This is a genomic window from Gordonia sp. ALPHA1B1, from assembly GCF_005502615.1.
GTDB classification, from domain to species: domain Bacteria; phylum Actinomycetota; class Actinomycetes; order Mycobacteriales; family Mycobacteriaceae; genus Gordonia; species Gordonia hongkongensis.
Genome location: NZ_SCOC01000033.1, coordinates 31,190 through 49,011, shown reverse-complemented (window position 1 = coordinate 49,011; position 17,822 = coordinate 31,190). Strand labels below are relative to the sequence as shown.

Here is a 17,822-nt window from a genome sequence, read left to right as displayed (position 1 = left end):
AAACCCCACCATCATCCATCCCGCAGCCACCACCGGCCGCCGGGCCACACCCCCACGCCCACACCCATCACAGGACCCTGTTGACACAAACCCTCATAGGCTGCTCAGGGAGCAGGGGCAGGGCGTTCTTTCGGATCCGGGAGCAGGGCTGGTGAGTAGCTTGGCGCGTCGAGACGTTCCGCATTCGTCGGTTCGCCTAACAGCCCACGCCCTCCCCGTGCCGACCCGCCCGACCGGCGAATCTGCTTGCGCCGGCCAGGGTGTCGGTGGCGAGCGAGACCATGCCGTGTCGGAGTTCGTTGGCGATGGCCGCGTCCGTGTCCAGGCCGTCCTGTTCGAGGACCGACATCCGGTCCTCGCGCATGCACGTCTGCGGGAACGCGGCGATCTCGGCGGCCAGCGCGATCGCGGCCGGTAGCGCGGTCCCGGACGGGACGACGCGATTGGCGAGCCCGATCGACAGGGCCTCACTGGCGGGTACCGCCCGGCCGGTCAGCACGAGGTCCATTGCCCGGCTCTCACCGATCAGGCGCGGAAGTCGAACGGTCCCACCGTCGATCAGCGGGACGCCCCAGCGCCGGCAGAACACCCCGAAGACGGCGTCGTCGTCGACCACACGCAGGTCCGCCCACAGCGCCAGCTCCAGTCCGCCGGCCACGGCGTGCCCGGAGATCGCCGCGATGACCGGCTTGGACAACGTCATCCGCGTCGGACCCATGGGGCCGTCACCGTCGGGTGCCACCCGATTCGGGTCACCGTCCGAGATGGCCTTGAGATCGGCTCCGGCGCAGAAGGTCCCGCCTTCGCCGTAGAGCACCGCGACCGACACCGAGTCGTCGGCGTCGAACCGCCGGAAGGCATCCGCCAGCGCATCGGCCGTCGCCCGGTCGACGGCGTTGCGACGATCCGGCCGGTCGATCCCGATGATCCGCACCGGCCCCTCGGACCGCTCCAGAACCGTCATCGCCTGTCCCCCGTCCCTCGATCCGGTGGCGAAGTGCGTCAGGTGTTGAAGTACTTCGCCTCCGGATGATGCAACACGAACGCGTCGGTCGACTGCTCGGGATGCAACTGCAACTCCTCGGACAGTTCGACGCCGATCCGTCCCGGCTCGAGCAACTCCATCATCTTCGCGCGGTCCTCGAGGTCGGGGCAGGCGCCGTAACCGAACGAGAAACGCGCGCCGCGGTATTCGAGGTCGAAGAAGCCCTGGGCGTTCTCCGGGTCCTCGCTGGCCATCGTGCGGTCGCCGAACGCGAGTTCGCTGCGCACCCGCTGGTGCCAGTATTCGGCGAGCGCCTCGGTCAGCTGCACGCCGATGCCGTGCACCTCGAGGTAGTCGCGGTAGGCGTTGTCGGCGAACAGCTTGTTGGCGAAGTCGGCGATCGGCTGTCCCATGGTGACGAGCTGGAACGGCAGCACGTCGACCTTGCCGGCCGCCTTCGCGTCAGCGCGGGACCTGATGAAGTCCGCGATGCACAGGAACCGCGACCGCTGCTGACGCGGGAACGTGAAGCTGAACCGCACCGGCGCGTCGGGTTCCGGCTCGGTGAGCACGTGGACGGTGTCGCCGTCGCTGACCGCCGGGTAGTACCCGTAGACCACCGCGGCGTGCTGCAGGATGTTCTCGGTCGACAGGCGATCGATCCAGTACCGCAGTCGCGGGCGGCCCTCGGTCTCGACGAGGTCCTCATACGACGGCCCGTCACCACCGCGGGCGCCCCGAAGACCCCACTGACCCAGGAACAGCGCGCGCTCGTCGAGGAGCTGCATGTAGTCCGCGATCGGGACGCCCTTGACGATCCTCGACCCCCAGAACGGCGGGGTCGGGATCTCGTTGTCGGCGGCCACATCCGAGCGGGCCGGTACCTCGACGGGTTCCTCGGCGGCCTTGCGCTTGGCCGCGATGCGCTTCGATCGCTCATGGCGGGCCTTGCGTTCGGCGGCCTTCTCCGCCGCGGCTTTCGCCTCGTCGCTGTCCGGGTCGGGTCCCCCGCCACGCTTGGTCGCCATGATGTCGTCCATCAGGCGCAGACCCTCGAAAGCGTCACGCGCATAGTGCACGTCGCCCTCGTAGGTCTCGGAGAGATCGTTCTCGACGTAGGAGCGGGTGAGTGCGGCGCCGCCCAGCAGCACCGGGTACTCGTCGGCGAGCCCACGGGAGTTGATCTCCTCGAGGTTCTCCTTCATCACCACGGTCGACTTGACCAGCAGCCCGGACATCCCGATGACGTCCGCCCGCTTGTCCGCGGCGACGTCGAGGATGGTCGCGATCGGCTGTTTGATGCCGATGTTGACGACCTCGTAGCCGTTGTTGGACAGGATGATGTCGACGAGGTTCTTGCCGATGTCGTGCACGTCGCCCTTGACGGTGGCGAGGACGATGCGTCCCTTGCCGTCCTCGCCGGTGGCCTCCATGTGCGGCTCGAGATGCGCCACCGCGGTCTTCATCACCTCGGCGGACTGCAGCACGAACGGCAACTGCATCTGGCCCGAACCGAAGAGTTCGCCGACGGTCTTCATCCCGGCCAGCAGCGTGTCGTTGATGATCGTCAGCGGCGGGACCTGGGTCATCGCCTCGTCGAGGTCGTCGGTCAGACCGTTGCGCTCACCGTCGACGATCCGGCGCTCCAGGCGCTCGAACAGCGGCAGCTTCGCCAGTTCCTGGGCCCGCGACTCACGCGCCGAGGCGGCCGAGACACCCTCGAACAGCTCCATGAGCTTCTGCAGCGGGTCGTAACCCTCACGTCGACGGTCGTAGACGAGGTCGAGGGCGACCTCGCGGTGCTCCTCCGGGATCCGGGCCATCGGCAGGATCTTCGACGCGTGCACGATCGCGGTGTCGAGGCCGGCCTGTACGCACTCGTGCAGGAAGACCGAGTTGAGCACCTGTCGCGCAGCGGGATTGAGCCCGAAGGAGATGTTCGAGATGCCCAGCGTGAAGTGCACGTCGGGGTGGGCCTCGTGCAGCCGGCGGATGGCCTCGATGGTCTCGATGCCGTCGCGTCGGACTTCTTCCTGACCCGTCGAGATCGGGAAGGTCAGCGTGTCGAGGATGATGTCTTCTTCGGCGAGTCCCCAGTTGCCGGTGATGTCGGCGATCAGCCGCTCGGCCACCCGGACCTTCCAGTCCGCGGTACGCGCCTGCCCCTCCTCGTCGATGGTGAGCGCGACGACCGCCGCCCCGTGTTCGACGACGAGCTGCATGATCTTGGTGAACCGCGAATCCGGTCCGTCGCCGTCCTCGTAGTTGACCGAGTTCACCGCGCAGCGCCCGCCCAGCGACTCCAGACCGGCTCGGATGACCTCCGGCTCGGTGGAGTCGAGCATGATCGGCAGCGTCGACGAGGTGGCGAACCGGGTGGCGAGAGCCGTCATGTCGGCGGCACCGTCGCGACCGACGTAGTCGACGTTGAGGTCGAGCATGTGCGCGCCGTCGCGGGTCTGGTCCTTCGCGATGTCGAGGCACTTCTGGTAGTCCTCGGCGATCATCGCCTCGCGGAAGGCCTTGGAGCCGTTGGTGTTCGTGCGCTCACCGATCACCAGGAAGCTGGCGTCCTGGTCGAAGGGCACCGCGGAGTACAGCGACGACGTCTCCGACTCGTGTTCCGGGGTCCGGGTCGCCGGGGTCACCTCGGACACCGCGTCCGCGACCTGCCGGATGTGTTCGGGTGTCGTGCCGCAACAGCCGCCGACGAACTGCAGGCCGAACTCGCCCACGAACTGCGACATGGCCTGCGCGAGTTCCTCGGGCGTCAGCGGGTACTCGGCGCCGTTGGCACCGAGGACCGGCAGACCGGCATTGGGCATCACCGACACCGGGATGCGCGCGTGCTTGGAGAGGTACCGCAGGTGCTCGCTCATCTCGGCGGGACCGGTGGCGCAGTTCAGGCCGATCAGATCGATACCGAGCGGCTCCAGCGCTGTCAGCGCGGCACCGATCTCCGAGCCGAGGAGCATCGTGCCGGTCGTCTCGACCGTGACGTGGGAGATGATCGGGATCCTGCGGCCCACCCGCTCCATCGCACGGCGGGCGGCCACCACCGCCGATTTCACCTGCAGCAGATCCTGCGAGGTCTCGATCAGGATCGCGTCGGCACCGCCCTCGAGCATGCCGATGACGCATTCCAGGTAGGCGTCGCGGATGTCCGCATACGTGGTGTGGCCGAGGCTGGGCAGCTTGGTGCCCGGCCCGATCGAACCCAGGACGAAACGGTCGGTGCCGTCGGCCGAGGGACCCATCTCGTCGGCGACGTCGCGCGCGATCGTCGTTCCCTTGTACGACAGCTCCCGGATCCGGTCCGCGATGTCGTAATCGCCCAGATTCGAGAGGTTGCACCCGAAGGTGTTGGTCTCCACGGCGTCGGCGCCGGCCTCGAAGTACGCACGGTGGATGCCCTCGAGGACGTCGGGCCGGGTGTCGTTGAGGATCTCGTTGCAACCCTCGAGGCCACGGAAGTCGTCGAGCGTCAGATCCGCGGCCTGCAGCATGGTGCCCATCGCCCCGTCGCCGATCAGTACCCGACGCGACATCGCCGACAGAAATGTCGTGTCGAAATCGCGTGGATCGGTTCCGGAGAAGTCAGGGGACATGGTTGACAGCGTAGTTCGCCCTCTCTGCGTGTTCGGTCGTAGGCTGGATCGGTGAACGCTGAGCAGACGTCGAACCTTCCCCAGCTGCGCAGACCCATTCTGCTCGCGGCCTTCGAGGGGTGGAACGACGCCGGGGACGCCGCCAGCAGCGCTGTCGAGCACCTGGCACTCGAATGGGACGCCCGACCCCTCGCCGACATCGACTCCGATGAATACTACGACTTCCAGGTCAATCGCCCCACCGTGAATCAGATCGACGGGGTCACGCGCCGGATCGACTGGCCGACGACGTCCATCTCGTACTGCAGCCCGCGGGGCGCCGACCGCGACATCGTGCTGGTCCGCGGCATCGAACCCAACATGCGGTGGCGGGCGTTCTGCGCCGAGATCGTCGACCTCGCGCAAGAGCTCGGTGTCGAGACCACGGTGATGCTGGGCGCGTTGCTCGCCGACACCCCGCACACCCGCCCGGTGCCGGTGACCGGCGCGGCCTACAGCAGCGAGTCCGCGGCCCGGTACAACCTCGCGGAGAGTCGCTACGAGGGACCGACCGGCATCACCGGCGTGCTCCAGGATCTCTTCGTCCAGGCGGGTCTGCCGGCCGTCTCGTTCTGGGCGGCCGTCCCCCACTACGTGTCGACGCCGCCGAACCCGAAGGCCACGGTGGCGCTGCTGACCCGGGTCGAGGAGGTCCTCGACATCGAGGTGCCGCTCGGCACCCTCCCCGAGCAGGCGGAGGAATGGGAACGCGCGGTCACCGAGATGACGGAAGACGACGAGGAGATCGCCGACTACGTGCGCGGGCTCGAGGAGCGCGGGGACGCCGAGGTCGACACCGACGAGGTCATGGCGAAGATCGACGGCGACGCGCTGGCCGCGGAGTTCGAGCGGTATCTCAAGCGTCGCGGCCAGGGCCCGTTCGGACCCTGAACCAGGCGTCCGGCCGGAATCCGGGTCGTCAGCCGATCTTCTCGATGGACACCACGGGGGTGGTGATCCGCCACGTGCGGACGTCGGGATCGTCGGCGGCGCGCACCCAGAATTGCGCGGACTCCCCCAGGCGACAGGACTTCACCCCGAGCAGCGGGATGTCCTCGGAGTCGCGTCGGAGCCTGCTGACCGTCCAGTCCTCGTTCTCGGTGCCGCCGACCCCGGGGGCCCGGAGCAGCGTCATCTCGGTGAAATCCAGCAGGTAGGTCGACGTCCGGGTGACGACGGTGTACACCCCGGCGTCGGTCTCGGGTCGGATCTCTTGCACGCGCGCCACGTCAGCACTCTACCCAGACGTCGGCGCGCGGACATCCGGGCGTGGGGACAACGCCTATCGGACGTCGGGGACGAGCGGGATTCCCAGCAGCGCGTCGACCGCGGCCGCGAGTTCGGCGGGCGCCGTCGTCGACGAACCGATTCCGTTGCGCACATCCGCGCACCAACCGTCCACTGCGGCAAGCGCTTTGGGGGTGTCGAGATCGTCGGCGAGATGCTGGCGGAGCCGCGCGATGACCGGTTCGGCGTCGGGTCCGGCGCCGGCGCCGAGCGCCGCACGCCAGCGACCGAGGCGTTCGACGGCCGTGTCCAGGACCGCGTCCGTCCACATCCGGTCACCGCGGTAGTGGTCGGCGAGCAGTGCGAGTCGGATGGCCGCGGGGTCCACGCCCTCGCGACGCAGGACCGACACGAACACGAGATTGCCACGACTCTTCGACATCTTCTCGCCGTCGAGCCCGACCATCCCGGTGTGCACGTAGTGCCGGGCGAACCGCCGCGAGCCGGTGAGGGCCTCCCCGTGGGCCGCCGAGTACTCGTGGTGCGGATAGATGAGATCGTTACCGCCGCCCTGGATGTCGAACTCGATCCCGAGCCGGTTCAGCGCGATCGCCGAACACTCGATGTGCCAGCCCGGCCGGCCCGGACCGAACGGCGACTCCCACGACGGCTCACCCGGACGTTCGGCGCGCCACAGCAGCGCGTCGAGCGGATCGCGCTTACCGGGACGATCGGGATCGCCGCCGCGCTCGGCGAAGAACCGTTCCATGGTCTCGCGGTCGTATCCCGACTCGTAGCCGAACTGTTCGGTGGCATCGGCGCGGAAATAGACGTCCGGGAACTGCGCGTCGTCGACGGTGTAGGCGGCCCCGGAGGCCAGCAGCTTGCCGACGACCTCGACGACCTCGTTGACCGACTCGACCGCGCCGATGTAATCGCGCGGGGGCAGGACGCGCAGAGCGGTCATGTCGTCGCGGAACAGCTGCGTCTCCCGCGCCCCGAGATCACGCCAGTCGACGCCGTCCCGGTCCGCCCGTTCGAACAGCGGGTCGTCGACGTCGGTGACGTTCTGCACGTAGTGGACCTCGTGGCCCTGATCGCGCAGGATCCGGTTGACCTGGTCGAAGGTCACATAGGTGGCGGCGTGCCCCAGGTGGGTCGCGTCGTAGGGGGTGATGCCGCACACGTACATGGTCGCGGTGGCCCCGGGGGCGACGGGACGGACCGCACGGTCGGCGGTGTCGTAGAGACGGAGGGCGGGTCCACTGCCCGGTACGGCGGGGAGTTCGAGATCGGGCCACATCTGCATGCGTCCACTGTATTGCCCACCGCGCGCAGGCCCTTCACGGCCTCGTCCGGGACGGAGCGCACTCGCTCAGAACGGCGGCCACGGGATGGGCCGGTGACCGGGCGGGTGCGGCATGGTCGCGCTCTCGGCGACCACGATCGCGCGGATCGCGAGCGACTCGATCTCGTCGGGCGTGATGTGTTCGGCGAGCTGTGCGCGCAGCGCCGAGCCGTCGGTCGCCAGGCGTTCGGCGAGTTCGGCGACATCGGCGACGAGGTGCCCGGGTACCGGTTCGCCCGCCCAGCCCCACAGCACCGTGCGCAGCTTGTCCTCCTCGTGCAGGCAGATGCCGTGGTCGATCCCGTAGACGGTGCCGTCCAGACCTTCCAGGACGTGACCGCCCTTGCGGTCGGCGTTGTTGAGGATGACGTCGAGCACCGACATGCGCTGTAACCGCGGGTCGTCGGCGTGCACCAGCACGACGGGGTCGCCGTACGGGTCGTAGGCCTGCAGGACCGCGAGGTAGCCGGTGGGTACCGCGCCCACCGGGCACAGGTCGACCAGGTCGACCCGCGGTTCGGTCTCCGGGATCGGGTGATCGGTGTTGTCGGGTGTATCGACCCAGCGCTGCACCATCCCGGGCCCGAGCGGCCCGTCGCGGTGCACCGTGGTCGGGATCGTGTCCCACCCCAGCGCCTCCGAGATCAGATACGACGCCACTTCCCGTCCGGCGAGCGTGCCGTCGGGGAAGTCCCACAGCGGCACCTCACCGCGCACCGGTTTGTACACACAGCGCACCGAGGTCCGGTCGTCGAGCACCGCATCGCACACGAGCGTCGCGTTGCTGGCCGAGGGGATCCGGCCGAGGATGGTGAGTTCGCCGTCGCGGAGGACGTGGTCGACCGCGGGCTCGTCAGTCACGTGCGGAAGAGCCGGCGTCACCGGGCTCGTCGGGGTCGTCCGGGTCACCGGACGGCGGGGTGTCCCCCGCCTGACCGAAGGGGTCGTCATCAACCGCCAGGCCCGGATCATTCTGTGCGGCAAGGCTGTTGAAGACATCGGGGTCGATGAAGTCGAGGGATTTGCTCAACTCCGCGGCCCGTTTGTACCCGTTGGTCCGGATACACAGGTGACCTTCGGGATCGAGCGGTTCGCTGCACAGCGGGCACGGCTGTCGTCCCGCGGATATCACCCTCGACGAACGGGCGGCGAACTCACGGGCCGCCGCGGTCGTCAGGAAGACCCGCACCGCGTCCGGGCCCTCGTCGGTGTCGTCGAGGACCACGCTCTCGTCGAACTCCCCCTCGGTGATGGCGAGCAACTCGACCACCACCGCCTCGGATTCGGCGTCCCAGCCGAGACCCATGGTGCCGACCCGGAACTCGGCGTCGACCGGCATCACCAGCGGACTCAGGTCACCGACCCGGTCGGTCTCCGGCGGGATCGGCGTGCCGAAGCGTCGGTGGATCTCGTCGAGCAGGGCACCGATCCGGTCGGCGAGGATCTGGACCTGCTGCTTCTCCAGCATCACGCTGATGATGCGGGCCTCGTGGACCGCCTGGAGGTAGAACGTGCGGTCACCGGGCTGCCCGATCGTGCCCGCCACGAAGCGGTCCGGGCTCCGGAACACGTGAATCGCTCGAGACATCACACCTCCTTCGTCGTCTGGTTCATTATCCCGATGTCGCCGGGATCGTCGCGGCACCGTTGGCGGACGGCGCGACATCCGCGCCCGTGTCGCCGCCCACCACCGCGTCGTCGGACGGTCGCTGCCCGTCCTGCGCCGGCGGCGGGGGCTTCGGGATGGACAGCAACTCGGTCGCATTCACCGTATGGACATACGGACGCGACGGCGTGTAGCGGATCACGCTGATCGACGCCGGTTCGACGACGATGCGCTGGAAGGCGTCGAGGTGGCTGCCCATGGCGTCGGCGATGATCGACTTGATCACGTCACCGTGCGAGCAGGCGATCCACACCCCCGAACCGTCCGGGCCGCCGTGGACGCGGTCCAGTTCGCGGATGGCGCGTACGGCCCGTGCCTGCACATCGGCGAGTCCCTCCCCGTCGGGGAAGATCGCGGCCGACGGCTGCCGCTGCACGACCTTCCACAGCGGTTCGGTCAACAATTCCGAGATCGGACGCCCGGTCCACCCGCCGTAGTCGACCTCGGCGAGATCGTCGACGACGATCTCGGGTGGCGCCTGCCCATCGGCGGCCAGCGCCGCCAGCAGTGGCTGGACGGTCTCGGCGCACCTTTCGAGCGGCGAACGCGCCACCGCGCGAATGGACCCGAGATGGTCGCCGAGCCGACGAACCAGATCATCGGCCTGGGCGCGCCCGCGGTCGTCGAGGTGGACGCCGGCGCTGCGACCGGCGAGCACCCCTGAGGTGTTCGCCGTCGAACGGCCGTGCCGGAGAAGGATCACGGTCATCCCACAACCATAGGCACCGGCCCGGCGGGACCGCACGGCGCGACCGCCCGGCGCCGCGGCCGTGGCATCAGGTCGCCGAGACGACGCCGGTCGACAACAGGATGATCAGCGTGACGCCCAGCACGATGCGATAGGCGCCGAACCAGTTCATGGAGTGCGCGCTGACGAACTTGAGCAGCCAGGCGATCGCGGCATAACCGACGACGAACGCGACCAGCGTCGCGACGAGCAGCTGGGGCCCGCTGGCCTCCATGCCCTCCCCGCTCGGGTTGAACGCGTCCGGGAGGCTGAACAGGCCGGATGCGGTGACCGCGGGGATGGCCAGCAGGAACGAGAAGCGGAAGGCGGCTTCGCGTTCGAGTCCGAGGAACAGGCCGGCACTCGCGGTCGCACCGGAGCGCGACACGCCCGGGATCAGCGCCAGACATTGGGCGCCACCCATCACGAGGCCGTCCCGCAGGGTGAGCTGTTCGAGGTTCCGCTGCTTCTGCCCGTAGCGCTCGGCCAGCCAGAACACGCCGGCGAACACGATCAGCATGATGGCGACGAGCCACAGATTGCGTCCGGTGGTGCGGATCTCGTCCTTGAACAGGAAACCGATCAGGCCGATCGGGATGGTCGCGAAGATCACGTACCAGCCGATCCGGTAGTCGACGTTCCGCTCGTCGGCATGACGGAGCCCGCGGAACCACGCGGTGATGATGCGGACGATGTCGCGGGCGAAGAAGACGAGGACCGCGGCCTCGGTGCCGAGCTGCGTGACCGCGGTGAAGGAGGCCCCGGCGTCCTCGCCGAACATCAGTTCGGAGGCGATCCGGAGATGCCCGGACGACGAGATCGGCAGGAACTCGGTGAGGCCCTGCAACGCCCCGAGGACGATCGACTGGGTCCACGTCATGGTGTCGGTCACGGCGCCCGATGCTACTTGGGACCGCCGCAGCCGACCCGACACGACGACACGGCCCCGACCCGCCTGAGCGGCGCGCGGAAGCGGTCGCGCAAGATGGGGACATGCTCTTCCCGCGACCTTCACGCCCAAGTCACCAGCCCCACACGGGCGTGTCGCGGCTACGGGGTCCGATCGCGGCCACGGCGGCACTGGTCATCGGTGTGGGCATGATCACCGCGTGCGGCTCCGACGACGGCACCCCCGACGTACCGACCGTCGTGCCCGCGACCGCGCCGGAGGCGCCCGCGAATTCGACGACGGCTCCCGCGGGCACCGTCGTGCCCGCCCCGGCCGGGGCGCGTGCGCTCGCCGCGTCGGGTGGCAGCGTCGCCGTCCTCTCGGCCGACGGCAACCAGATCCTCCGCTACGACGCCGGGGCGCTGACGACCCCGCCGCAGACGATCGCGGTCCCGGGCCTCACCGCCCTGGCCGCCGGCGACGACGGCGGGTTCGTCGGCGCGGGCCCGGGTGCGCTCGTCGTCGTCGATGCCGACGGGCGGGTCCGCACGGGCGACCTCGAGTCCGACCAGCCGACGGCGATCGCCCGGACCACGGCCGGGCTGCTCGTCGTCGGCACGGCCGATGGACGAGTCCTCGTGTACGACAACGATTTCGCGAAGAAGCACGACGTCGATCGCTTCGTACGGGTGGACTCGGTGACGGCCGCGCCCGAGTCTGCGGAAGGCCTCGACGGCCAGGTCGTCGTCCTCGATCGGGCGCAGTCGTCGGTGACCCCCGTCGACCCCGAATCCGGTGAACTGGGGCCGGCGCTGCGTGCGGGCAACGGGGCCACCAACTCGACCGTCGACGAGTTCGGACGCGTGCTGGTCGCCAACACCCGTGACGGCGAGATCCTCGGCTTCTTCGGATCACCGCTGGTGATGCGTTTTCGCTACCCGGTGGCCGGCGGACCGTACGCCGTAGACTACGACGACACCCGAGACCTGCTCTGGGTTTCGACGACCGGCGACAACGAGGTGGTGGCATTTGACCTGGCAGACGGTGAACCCACCGAGGTCCGGCGGTTCGCCTCGGTCGTACAGCCCGACCGCATCGTGGTCGACGGATCGGGCACCGTCTACGTGCTCTCGGCGCGGAACGGCGGACTCCAGGTGGTTCCCGACGACGGGCGGGCCGAATGAACCCCGGCGCCGGGAGCGAAGCGAGCGGGCCGAATGAATACTGACCGGCGTCCGCACGCTCGTAGTGCGCGTACTGCTGCGCGCCTCGGTTCGCGCTATCCCGACGGGTGGGAGGTCACCTCGGAGGATGTCGAGTGCATCCTGCTGCGTCTTCCCCCTGACGTCACCCGGGTGACCGCCTCGATGCGGTTGGCCCTCGAGGCGGAGTTCGGCGGTTGGGAGCTGTCCCGGGTGCGGCTCTACTCCGACGGAACCCGCAAGGTGCTGCTCAAACGGCGCCGGCCGCCGCGAGGTTCACGCGGGCCCGACACCGCCGACCCGACCGGCGACCGGTCCACCGGATTCGACGACAACGACCCACGGAGCGCCCGCGCATGCTGATGTCCCGCAGCACCACCCGAGTACTTCCCGTGCTCAACCGGTGGTGCTATCCCCTAGTGCGCTCGATCATGTTCCGCGTCGATCCGGAGCGAATCCATCACATCGTGTTCTCGGTGCTGCGCGTCGTCGGGCGGTTTTCGCCGTTGGCGTTCCTGACCGCGAGGCTGTTGGCCCGGCATGATCCGATCCTGCGGACGCGGGTGTTCGGCGTCGACTTCCCCGCCCCGATCGGTCTGGCGGCCGGGTTCGACAAGACGGCCGGCGCGGTGAACACCTGGGGTCAGCTCGGCTTCGGGTTCGCCGAGATCGGCACGATCACCGGCCAGGGGCAGCCCGGGAATCCGACGCCGCGATTGTTCCGGCTGCCCGCGGACCGTGCGCTGATCAATCGGATGGGCTTCAACAATCCCGGTGCCGAGGTGGCCGCACAGCACCTGACCGAGGTACGACGGGGGCCGGTGTCGGTCCCCATCGGAGCCAACATCGGCAAGACCAAGGTCGTCCCGGTCGAGGACGCCATCGACGACTACCGGCGTTCGGCGGAACTGCTCGGACCGCTCGCGGATTTCGTCGTGGTCAACGTGAGTTCGCCGAACACCCCGGGACTGCGTGATCTGCAGGCCGTCGACTCACTGCGACCGATCCTGGCCGCGGTGCTCGCCGCCGTGGACGTCCCGGTGCTGGTGAAGATCGCCCCCGACCTCGTCGACGACGACGTCGACGCCGTGGCGGACCTGGCCGTGGAGCTCGGCCTGGCCGGGATCGTCGCCACCAACACCACGATCGGCCGCGAGGGTCTGCGCACCGCGTCGCACGAGGTCGACGAGATCGGTGCCGGTGGGCTGTCCGGGCCGCCGGTCGCCGCTCGGTCGCTGACGGTGCTGCGTCGCCTCTACGACCGCGTCGGCGGACGTGTCGCGCTCGTCAGCGTGGGCGGCATCGAGACCGTCGACCAGGCCTGGGAGCGGATCTGCGCCGGTGCCGACCTGTTGCAGGTCTACACCGGCTTCATCTACGGCGGCCCGGTGTGGCTCGCCGAACTCCATGCCGGACTCGCCCGGCGCGCCCGGGACGGTGGCTTCGCCTCGATCTCCGACGCGGTCGGTTGCGCGGCCCGCAACCAGCCCTGACGGCCACCGATCGCCCCGCACGCAGGCGCACCGGGCGATCGGCCGTGCGTGAACTCAGACGTTCTCGGCTGGTTGCTCGTAGGTGCCGACGAGGGTCGCACGCGCGATCGCATGCGAGAACAGGTTGAAACCCAGGTAGGCCGGTGTCGCGTTCTCCGGCAGCCCGAGCGATTCGGTGTCCACGGCGTGCACGACGACGAAATAGCGGTGCGCTCCGTGTCCGGGAGGCGGTGCGGCACCGATGTAGCGGCGTAGCGAAGCGTCGTTGGTGAGGGTGACCGCGCCGTCGGGGAGCCCGGACCCGTCGTCGTCGCCGGCGCCCTCGGGCAGGCTCGTGACCGAGGCGGGGATGTCGGCGACGGCCCAGTGCCAGAACCCGGCGGCGGTCGGAGCGTCGGGGTCATAGACGGTGACGGCGAAACTCTTGGTCTCGGCGGGGAAGCCGGACCAGCTCAGCTGCGGGGAGAGGTCCTCGCCACCCGCACCCATGATCCCGCTCACCTGCCCGTTGGCGAGTGCGGCCCCGTCGGTGAAGCTCTCCGAGGTCAGGGTGAAACCGGGAAGGCTCGGCAGCGGGGAGTACGGGTCGAATGACGACATGTGTTCACCTTTCTCACGTTTCGCGCGTCGGAAGAGTGCCGGTCACCCTCCGAACCGGTGCGCCCGGATCGGCGGGAAGGCCGTGCCGCCCACTGTAGTGGTGTGCTCAGCTGTGCCGCAGAAAGTGCTCGAAGACCTTGGTGCCGAACAAAACCGAATCGACGGGCACTCGCTCGTCGACGCCGTGGAACAGGGCCGCGAAGTCGAGTTCGGGCGGCAACCGCAACGGCGCGAACCCGAAGCACCGGATGCCCAGCTTCGCGAACGCCTTGGCGTCGGTGCCGCCGGAGAGCATGTACGGCACCGTCTTTCCCTGCGGATCGTGCTCGAGGACGGCGGCGTTCATCGCATCCACCAGGTCACCGTCGAAGGTCGTCTCGTAGGAATCGAGATGGGTGATCCACTCCCGCCGCACGTTGGGGCCGATGAGTTCGTCGATCTCCTTCTCGAACGCGGCCTGCCGCCCGGGGAGCACGCGGCAGTCGATGACCGCCTCGGCCTTCTGCGGGATGACGTTGGCCTTGTAGCCGGCCTTGAGCATCGTGGGATTGGCGGTGTCACGCAGGGTCGCGCCGATGATCCGCGCGAGGTTGCCCAGCTTGAACAGCGACGTCTCCAGGTCGGGGGCCTCGGGACTCAGGTCCAGGCCCGTCTCCGCACTGACCTCGGCCAGGAACTGGCTGACCGATTCCGTCATCACCAGGGGGAACGTGTGCCGACCGATCCGGGCGACCGCCTCGGCGACCTCGGTGACGGCGTTCTCGTCGTGCAGGAACGATCCGTGCCCGGCCCGCGCCTCGGCGGTGAGCCGCATCCACGCGAGCCCCTTCTCGGCCGTCTCGACCAGATAGAGACGTTTCTGCGTGCCGTCGGGCCGGTCGACGGTGAGCGAGAAGCCGCCGACCTCGCCGACGGCCTCGGTGATGCCCTCGAACAGGTCGGGCCGGTTCTCGACGAGCCAGTGCGCGCCCCACGCCCCGCCGGCCTCCTCGTCGGCGAGGAACGCGAACACCAGCTCCCGGGGCGGCACGGTGCCGTCTCGTTTGAACTGACGCGCGAGCGCCAGGGCCATTCCGGCCATGTCTTTCATGTCGACCGCGCCGCGGCCCCAGATGTAGCCGTCCTTGATGGCACCGGAGAACGGATGCACGCTCCAGTCGGCCGGTTCGGCGGGCACGACGTCGAGGTGGGCGTGGATCAGCAGCGCGCCGCGATCGGAGTCGGGCGGGCCGGCAAGGCGCGCGAACACGTTGCCGCGGCCGGGACGGCCGGACTCGACGTACTGCGTGGTGTAGCCCACCTCCTCGAGCTGCTGGGCCACCCACTTGGCGCACTCCTCCTCGCCCTTGGTGGTCTCGGGCTCGCCCGTGTTGGAGGTGTCGAAACGGATCAATTGGCTGACCAGATCGACCACTTCGTCGGTCGCAGACTGTGAAGACACCCCTCACTCCTACGGGATTTGGGATACTCGGGCAACCTCGGTTAGGGTTATCCCGCTGCAGCGAGACGGGGTCGAGAGACCACCGGCGGGAGATCGCCGGACGCTCACCGCGGCACGCAGGTCCGAGTGGCGGAATGGCAGACGCGCTAGCTTGAGGTGCTAGTGTCCTATTAACGGACGTGGGGGTTCAAGTCCCCCCTCGGACACCAGAACAACGAGAAGAACCCCGGCTCACCGCCGGGGTTCTTCTCGTTGTGCCGCAGGCGATCTCCGCGTCAGGGTGCGACCGAATCCGCGAGCGCCGCCCACGCCCGCGAGTACGGCAGATCGATCGAGTTCTCCACGAAGGCCCGCAGGATCGCCCGACGCAGTCGCCGCTGCACCGCCCACTGGCCGTTCGGTTTGGTCTTCACCGTCAGACGCAGGACGACCTGATCCGACGACACCTCCTGGACGCCGAGCATCTCGATCTGGCCGAGGATGTCGGTCGAGTCCTCCTCCACCGCGGTGCGGGCCGCCTCGTCGGCCACCTGCTGCGCCTTGTCGATGTCGGCGCCGGGCGCCACCGGGACGTCGACGCGCGCGACCGCGAACTCCTGGCTCATGTTGCCCACGCGGGCGATCTCGCCGTTGCGGACGTACCAGAGGGTGCCGTCGATGTCGCGCAGGGTGGTGACGCGCAGCCCCACCGATTCGACCTCGCCCACGGCCTCGCCGAGATCGACGATGTCACCCACGCCGTACTGGTCCTCGAGCAGCATGAAGACGCCGGTCACGAAGTCGCGCACCAGGTTCTGCGCACCGAAACCGATGGCGAGGCCGACGATGCCGGCCGAGGCGATGAACGGCGCGATGTTGACGCCGAGGACGCTCAGGACCGACAGCACCACCCAGACGAGCAGCACGATCGACACCGTCGACTTGAGCACCGACCCGATCGTCGCGGCCCGCTGTGCACGGCGTGCGGCGATCTGGGCGTTGCGCTCGGTGGAGGCCGACTTCGACCGCAGTCCGCGCATGAGAGCGGAGCCGCGGCCCGGCTCCCCGCCGGCGGTCCGTGGCCGGGTGGCGCGGTCGATGGCACGGTGGATCACGAAGCGGACGATCAACGCCACGGCCACGTAGGCGACGATGCGAGCGGGGTTCTCGATCAGCCATTCGCGGTTCGTTTCCGTCCATTCGAAGGCAGAGTCCTGAATCGACATGGGTCCGACCGTACGGATGATGAGATCGTTGTCCAGTCGTGACCGACCCCGTGTTGTGTGGCGGGTGCGAGGCGGTGACGCCGGAAACCGTTGTCAGCCTGCGGTGAACGTGACGATGTTCTGATCGAGGATCATCTGCTTCTCGTGTGTGCTCTCCGTCACGCCGGGGGCGAGCCGCAACAGCACCACGGTGGCCTCCGAGGCGTCGAACGCCGCGGTGTCGACCACCCGGCCGGTGATCGTGAACTCCTCGGTCACGCTGGGCACACCCTGCGAGCCGAGGAACTCCGGCCCGTTCATGACGTGGACGTGCAGGTGCGGCGCCACCGAGTTCCCGGTGTTGCCGACCTTGCCGATGACCTCACCCCGGCGCACCCGGTCGCCAGGGGCGAAGCGGACCGACCCGGGTTGCATATGCGCATAGTTCACGTAGAAGCCGTCGCCGATGTCGAGGACGAGGTTGTTGCCGTCGGCGTCGCCGATGGCCAGATCCGGCGGGAACGTCCCCGGTGTCTGCTCCGGCAGGTCGTTGCGGCTGGCGACCACCGTGCCGTCGGCGACGGCGAGCACGTCATCGCCGAAGATCCGGTAGCTCGCCGGATTCTTCGCGTCGCCGACGAAGATCCGGCCATCGGCACCGGCCTGCTCCCAGTCCACCGCGTACCGCTGGGCGAGGACCGGTGACCCGTTCAGGGGTAGAAGCGCGCGTGTGTGCCGGACGGCGTCGCAGCACGCGTCGGCGGCGATGTAGTGCTCACCGAGCAGGGGTGGTCCCAGGACCGGGACGGTCGAATCGCCCACCGTGACGGGCGCGAGGCGTTCGTCGACATCCCGCATACCCGGTGGCGCCGCGTCGGCACGCACGGCGATCTCGTGGATCAGCTGCTTCGGCGCATTCCCGGAGAAGGTCACGTGGAGGAAGAGGACGCCGTTCTGTCCCGGCGCCAGAACGTCGGAGTACCCCTCGGGTGCGCCCGGACCGGGCGGCACCGACGGGGCGCCGGTGGGCTTGAGCCGACCGCGGACCCCGTTTTCGTCGAGGGTGAGCAGCGGTTCGCGGTCGGTGGTGGCGTCGAGCACCTCGACTCCGGCGACCGTCACCGGTGTGCGCATGTAGTTGGTCAGCGAGATCTCATAGACGAGGTGGTTGTCGCCGTCGGAACCGGCGAACGGTGTCGGCGCGAACATCACCGACCCGACCACCGGTGTGACGACGGGAGCCGACGGCGTACCGCTCGCGCCGGCCGAACCACTCGTCGAGGAAGCCTCGGGCTCGGCGCTGTTCGCGCCGCACGCGCTCACCAGGAGGACCGCACCGGCACCCAGGGCGGCCAGCGTGTGTCGTGTCGGGGCCATCGGTTCCTCCGGGGCTCATCGAGCCGACGACGGTCC

The 17,822-nt window shown here is 69.0% G+C and carries 16 protein-coding genes and 1 tRNA gene; 5 read left to right on the top strand and 12 right to left on the bottom strand.

Translation table 11 applies throughout. From position 1 onward, the window contains the following. Positions 1 to 196: 196 nt before the first annotated feature. Both FFS52_RS18705 and metH read right to left on the bottom strand, forming a co-directional pair. Positions 197 to 964: a crotonase/enoyl-CoA hydratase family protein gene (locus FFS52_RS18705; RefSeq protein WP_137810578.1), complete on the bottom strand. Its 768-nt coding sequence runs from the start codon at positions 962 to 964 to the stop codon at positions 197 to 199. A gap of 38 nt (positions 965 to 1,002) precedes the next feature. Then, entirely contained in the window at positions 1,003 to 4,593 is a 3,591-nt protein-coding gene (gene metH, locus FFS52_RS18700; protein WP_137810577.1) for a methionine synthase, read from the bottom strand. A gap of 51 nt (positions 4,594 to 4,644) precedes the next feature. On the opposite strand from metH, the gene FFS52_RS18695 reads away from it, so the two are divergent. After that, a complete protein-coding gene (locus tag FFS52_RS18695; protein WP_058250418.1) occupies positions 4,645 to 5,523 on the top strand; it encodes a PAC2 family protein in 879 nt (292 codons plus the stop codon). Positions 5,524 to 5,551: 28 nt separating this feature from the next. Here the strand turns inward: FFS52_RS18695 and FFS52_RS18690 are convergent, their stop codons facing one another. The 6 genes from FFS52_RS18690 to FFS52_RS18665 form a co-directional block, all read right to left on the bottom strand. Next, positions 5,552 to 5,860, bottom strand: coding sequence for a hypothetical protein (locus FFS52_RS18690; protein WP_058250417.1), 309 nt, complete (start codon positions 5,858 to 5,860; stop codon positions 5,552 to 5,554). A gap of 54 nt (positions 5,861 to 5,914) precedes the next feature. Further along, positions 5,915 to 7,168: a cysteine--1-D-myo-inosityl 2-amino-2-deoxy-alpha-D-glucopyranoside ligase gene (gene mshC / locus FFS52_RS18685; RefSeq protein ID WP_137810576.1), complete on the bottom strand. Its 1,254-nt coding sequence runs from the start codon at positions 7,166 to 7,168 to the stop codon at positions 5,915 to 5,917. A gap of 66 nt (positions 7,169 to 7,234) precedes the next feature. Beyond that, positions 7,235 to 8,089 (bottom strand): SCO1664 family protein, encoded by an 855-nt coding sequence (locus tag FFS52_RS18680; RefSeq protein ID WP_137810575.1) that lies wholly within the window; start codon positions 8,087 to 8,089, stop codon positions 7,235 to 7,237. Next, positions 8,061 to 8,795, bottom strand: a complete 735-nt coding sequence (locus tag FFS52_RS18675) for a DUF3090 domain-containing protein (RefSeq protein ID WP_065632197.1) — start codon at positions 8,793 to 8,795, stop codon at positions 8,061 to 8,063. Before FFS52_RS18675 ends, FFS52_RS18680 begins: the two co-directional genes overlap by 29 nt. Positions 8,796 to 8,820: 25 nt before the next feature. Next, complete coding sequence (locus tag FFS52_RS18670) at positions 8,821 to 9,582, bottom strand: MSMEG_4193 family putative phosphomutase (protein WP_137810574.1); 762 nt, start codon at positions 9,580 to 9,582, stop codon at positions 8,821 to 8,823. A 67-nt stretch (positions 9,583 to 9,649) separates the two neighbouring features. Then, positions 9,650 to 10,492 carry an undecaprenyl-diphosphate phosphatase gene (locus FFS52_RS18665; RefSeq protein WP_058250412.1) on the bottom strand — a complete coding sequence of 281 codons (843 nt, stop codon included), beginning with the start codon at positions 10,490 to 10,492 and terminating at the stop codon, positions 9,650 to 9,652. A gap of 206 nt (positions 10,493 to 10,698) precedes the next feature. Here FFS52_RS18665 and FFS52_RS18660 point away from each other — a divergent pair, with 206 nt between their 5' ends. From FFS52_RS18660 to FFS52_RS18650, 3 genes are read left to right on the top strand one after another with little or no spacing between them, the layout of a single operon-like run. Then, entirely contained in the window at positions 10,699 to 11,673 is a 975-nt protein-coding gene (locus FFS52_RS18660) for a hypothetical protein (RefSeq protein WP_249358712.1), read from the top strand. 33 nt (positions 11,674 to 11,706) lie between these two features. After that, on the top strand, positions 11,707 to 12,054 hold the full coding sequence (locus FFS52_RS18655; RefSeq protein WP_058250410.1) for a DUF5703 family protein: 348 nt from the start codon (positions 11,707 to 11,709) through the stop codon (positions 12,052 to 12,054). After that, entirely contained in the window at positions 12,048 to 13,184 is a 1,137-nt protein-coding gene (locus FFS52_RS18650; RefSeq protein WP_137810572.1) for a quinone-dependent dihydroorotate dehydrogenase, read from the top strand. The genes FFS52_RS18655 and FFS52_RS18650 overlap by 7 nt, the downstream gene beginning before the upstream one ends. A 54-nt stretch (positions 13,185 to 13,238) precedes the next feature. Here the strand turns inward: FFS52_RS18650 and FFS52_RS18645 are convergent, their stop codons facing one another. Next, positions 13,239 to 13,784 (bottom strand): YbhB/YbcL family Raf kinase inhibitor-like protein, encoded by a 546-nt coding sequence (locus tag FFS52_RS18645; RefSeq protein ID WP_137810571.1) that lies wholly within the window; start codon positions 13,782 to 13,784, stop codon positions 13,239 to 13,241. Between the two features lie 106 nt (positions 13,785 to 13,890). After that, positions 13,891 to 15,225, bottom strand: a complete 1,335-nt coding sequence (locus FFS52_RS18640) for a M20/M25/M40 family metallo-hydrolase (protein ID WP_137810570.1) — start codon at positions 15,223 to 15,225, stop codon at positions 13,891 to 13,893. Between the two features lie 120 nt (positions 15,226 to 15,345). Between FFS52_RS18640 and FFS52_RS18635 the strand changes: the two genes are divergently transcribed. Continuing rightward, positions 15,346 to 15,434 (top strand) — tRNA-Leu (locus FFS52_RS18635). A 66-nt stretch (positions 15,435 to 15,500) separates the two neighbouring features. Here FFS52_RS18635 and FFS52_RS18630 read toward each other — a convergent pair. Both FFS52_RS18630 and FFS52_RS18625 read right to left on the bottom strand, forming a co-directional pair. Then, complete coding sequence (locus FFS52_RS18630; RefSeq protein WP_065632191.1) at positions 15,501 to 16,430, bottom strand: mechanosensitive ion channel domain-containing protein; 930 nt, start codon at positions 16,428 to 16,430, stop codon at positions 15,501 to 15,503. A gap of 93 nt (positions 16,431 to 16,523) precedes the next feature. Beyond that, positions 16,524 to 17,786: a M23 family metallopeptidase gene (locus FFS52_RS18625; RefSeq protein WP_137810569.1), complete on the bottom strand. Its 1,263-nt coding sequence runs from the start codon at positions 17,784 to 17,786 to the stop codon at positions 16,524 to 16,526. Positions 17,787 to 17,822 lie beyond the last annotated feature (36 nt).

Bases quoted from the DNA above. Each gene is read 5' to 3' on its own strand.
- FFS52_RS18705 (WP_137810578.1), bottom strand. From the start codon at position 964: ATGACGGTTCTGGAGCGGTCCGAGGGGCCGGTGCGGATCATCGGGATC.
- metH (WP_137810577.1), bottom strand. From the start codon at position 4,593: ATGTCCCCTGACTTCTCCGGAACCGATCCACGCGATTTCGACACGACA.
- mshC (WP_137810576.1), bottom strand. From the start codon at position 7,168: ATGCAGATGTGGCCCGATCTCGAACTCCCCGCCGTACCGGGCAGTGGA.
- FFS52_RS18675 (WP_065632197.1), bottom strand. From the start codon at position 8,795: ATGTCTCGAGCGATTCACGTGTTCCGGAGCCCGGACCGCTTCGTGGCG.
- FFS52_RS18670 (WP_137810574.1), bottom strand. From the start codon at position 9,582: ATGACCGTGATCCTTCTCCGGCACGGCCGTTCGACGGCGAACACCTCA.
- FFS52_RS18660 (WP_249358712.1), top strand. From the start codon at position 10,699: ATGATCACCGCGTGCGGCTCCGACGACGGCACCCCCGACGTACCGACC.
- FFS52_RS18655 (WP_058250410.1), top strand. From the start codon at position 11,707: ATGAATACTGACCGGCGTCCGCACGCTCGTAGTGCGCGTACTGCTGCG.
- FFS52_RS18650 (WP_137810572.1), top strand. From the start codon at position 12,048: ATGCTGATGTCCCGCAGCACCACCCGAGTACTTCCCGTGCTCAACCGG.
- FFS52_RS18645 (WP_137810571.1), bottom strand. From the start codon at position 13,784: ATGTCGTCATTCGACCCGTACTCCCCGCTGCCGAGCCTTCCCGGTTTC.
- FFS52_RS18630 (WP_065632191.1), bottom strand. From the start codon at position 16,430: ATGTCGATTCAGGACTCTGCCTTCGAATGGACGGAAACGAACCGCGAA.
- FFS52_RS18625 (WP_137810569.1), bottom strand. From the start codon at position 17,786: ATGGCCCCGACACGACACACGCTGGCCGCCCTGGGTGCCGGTGCGGTC.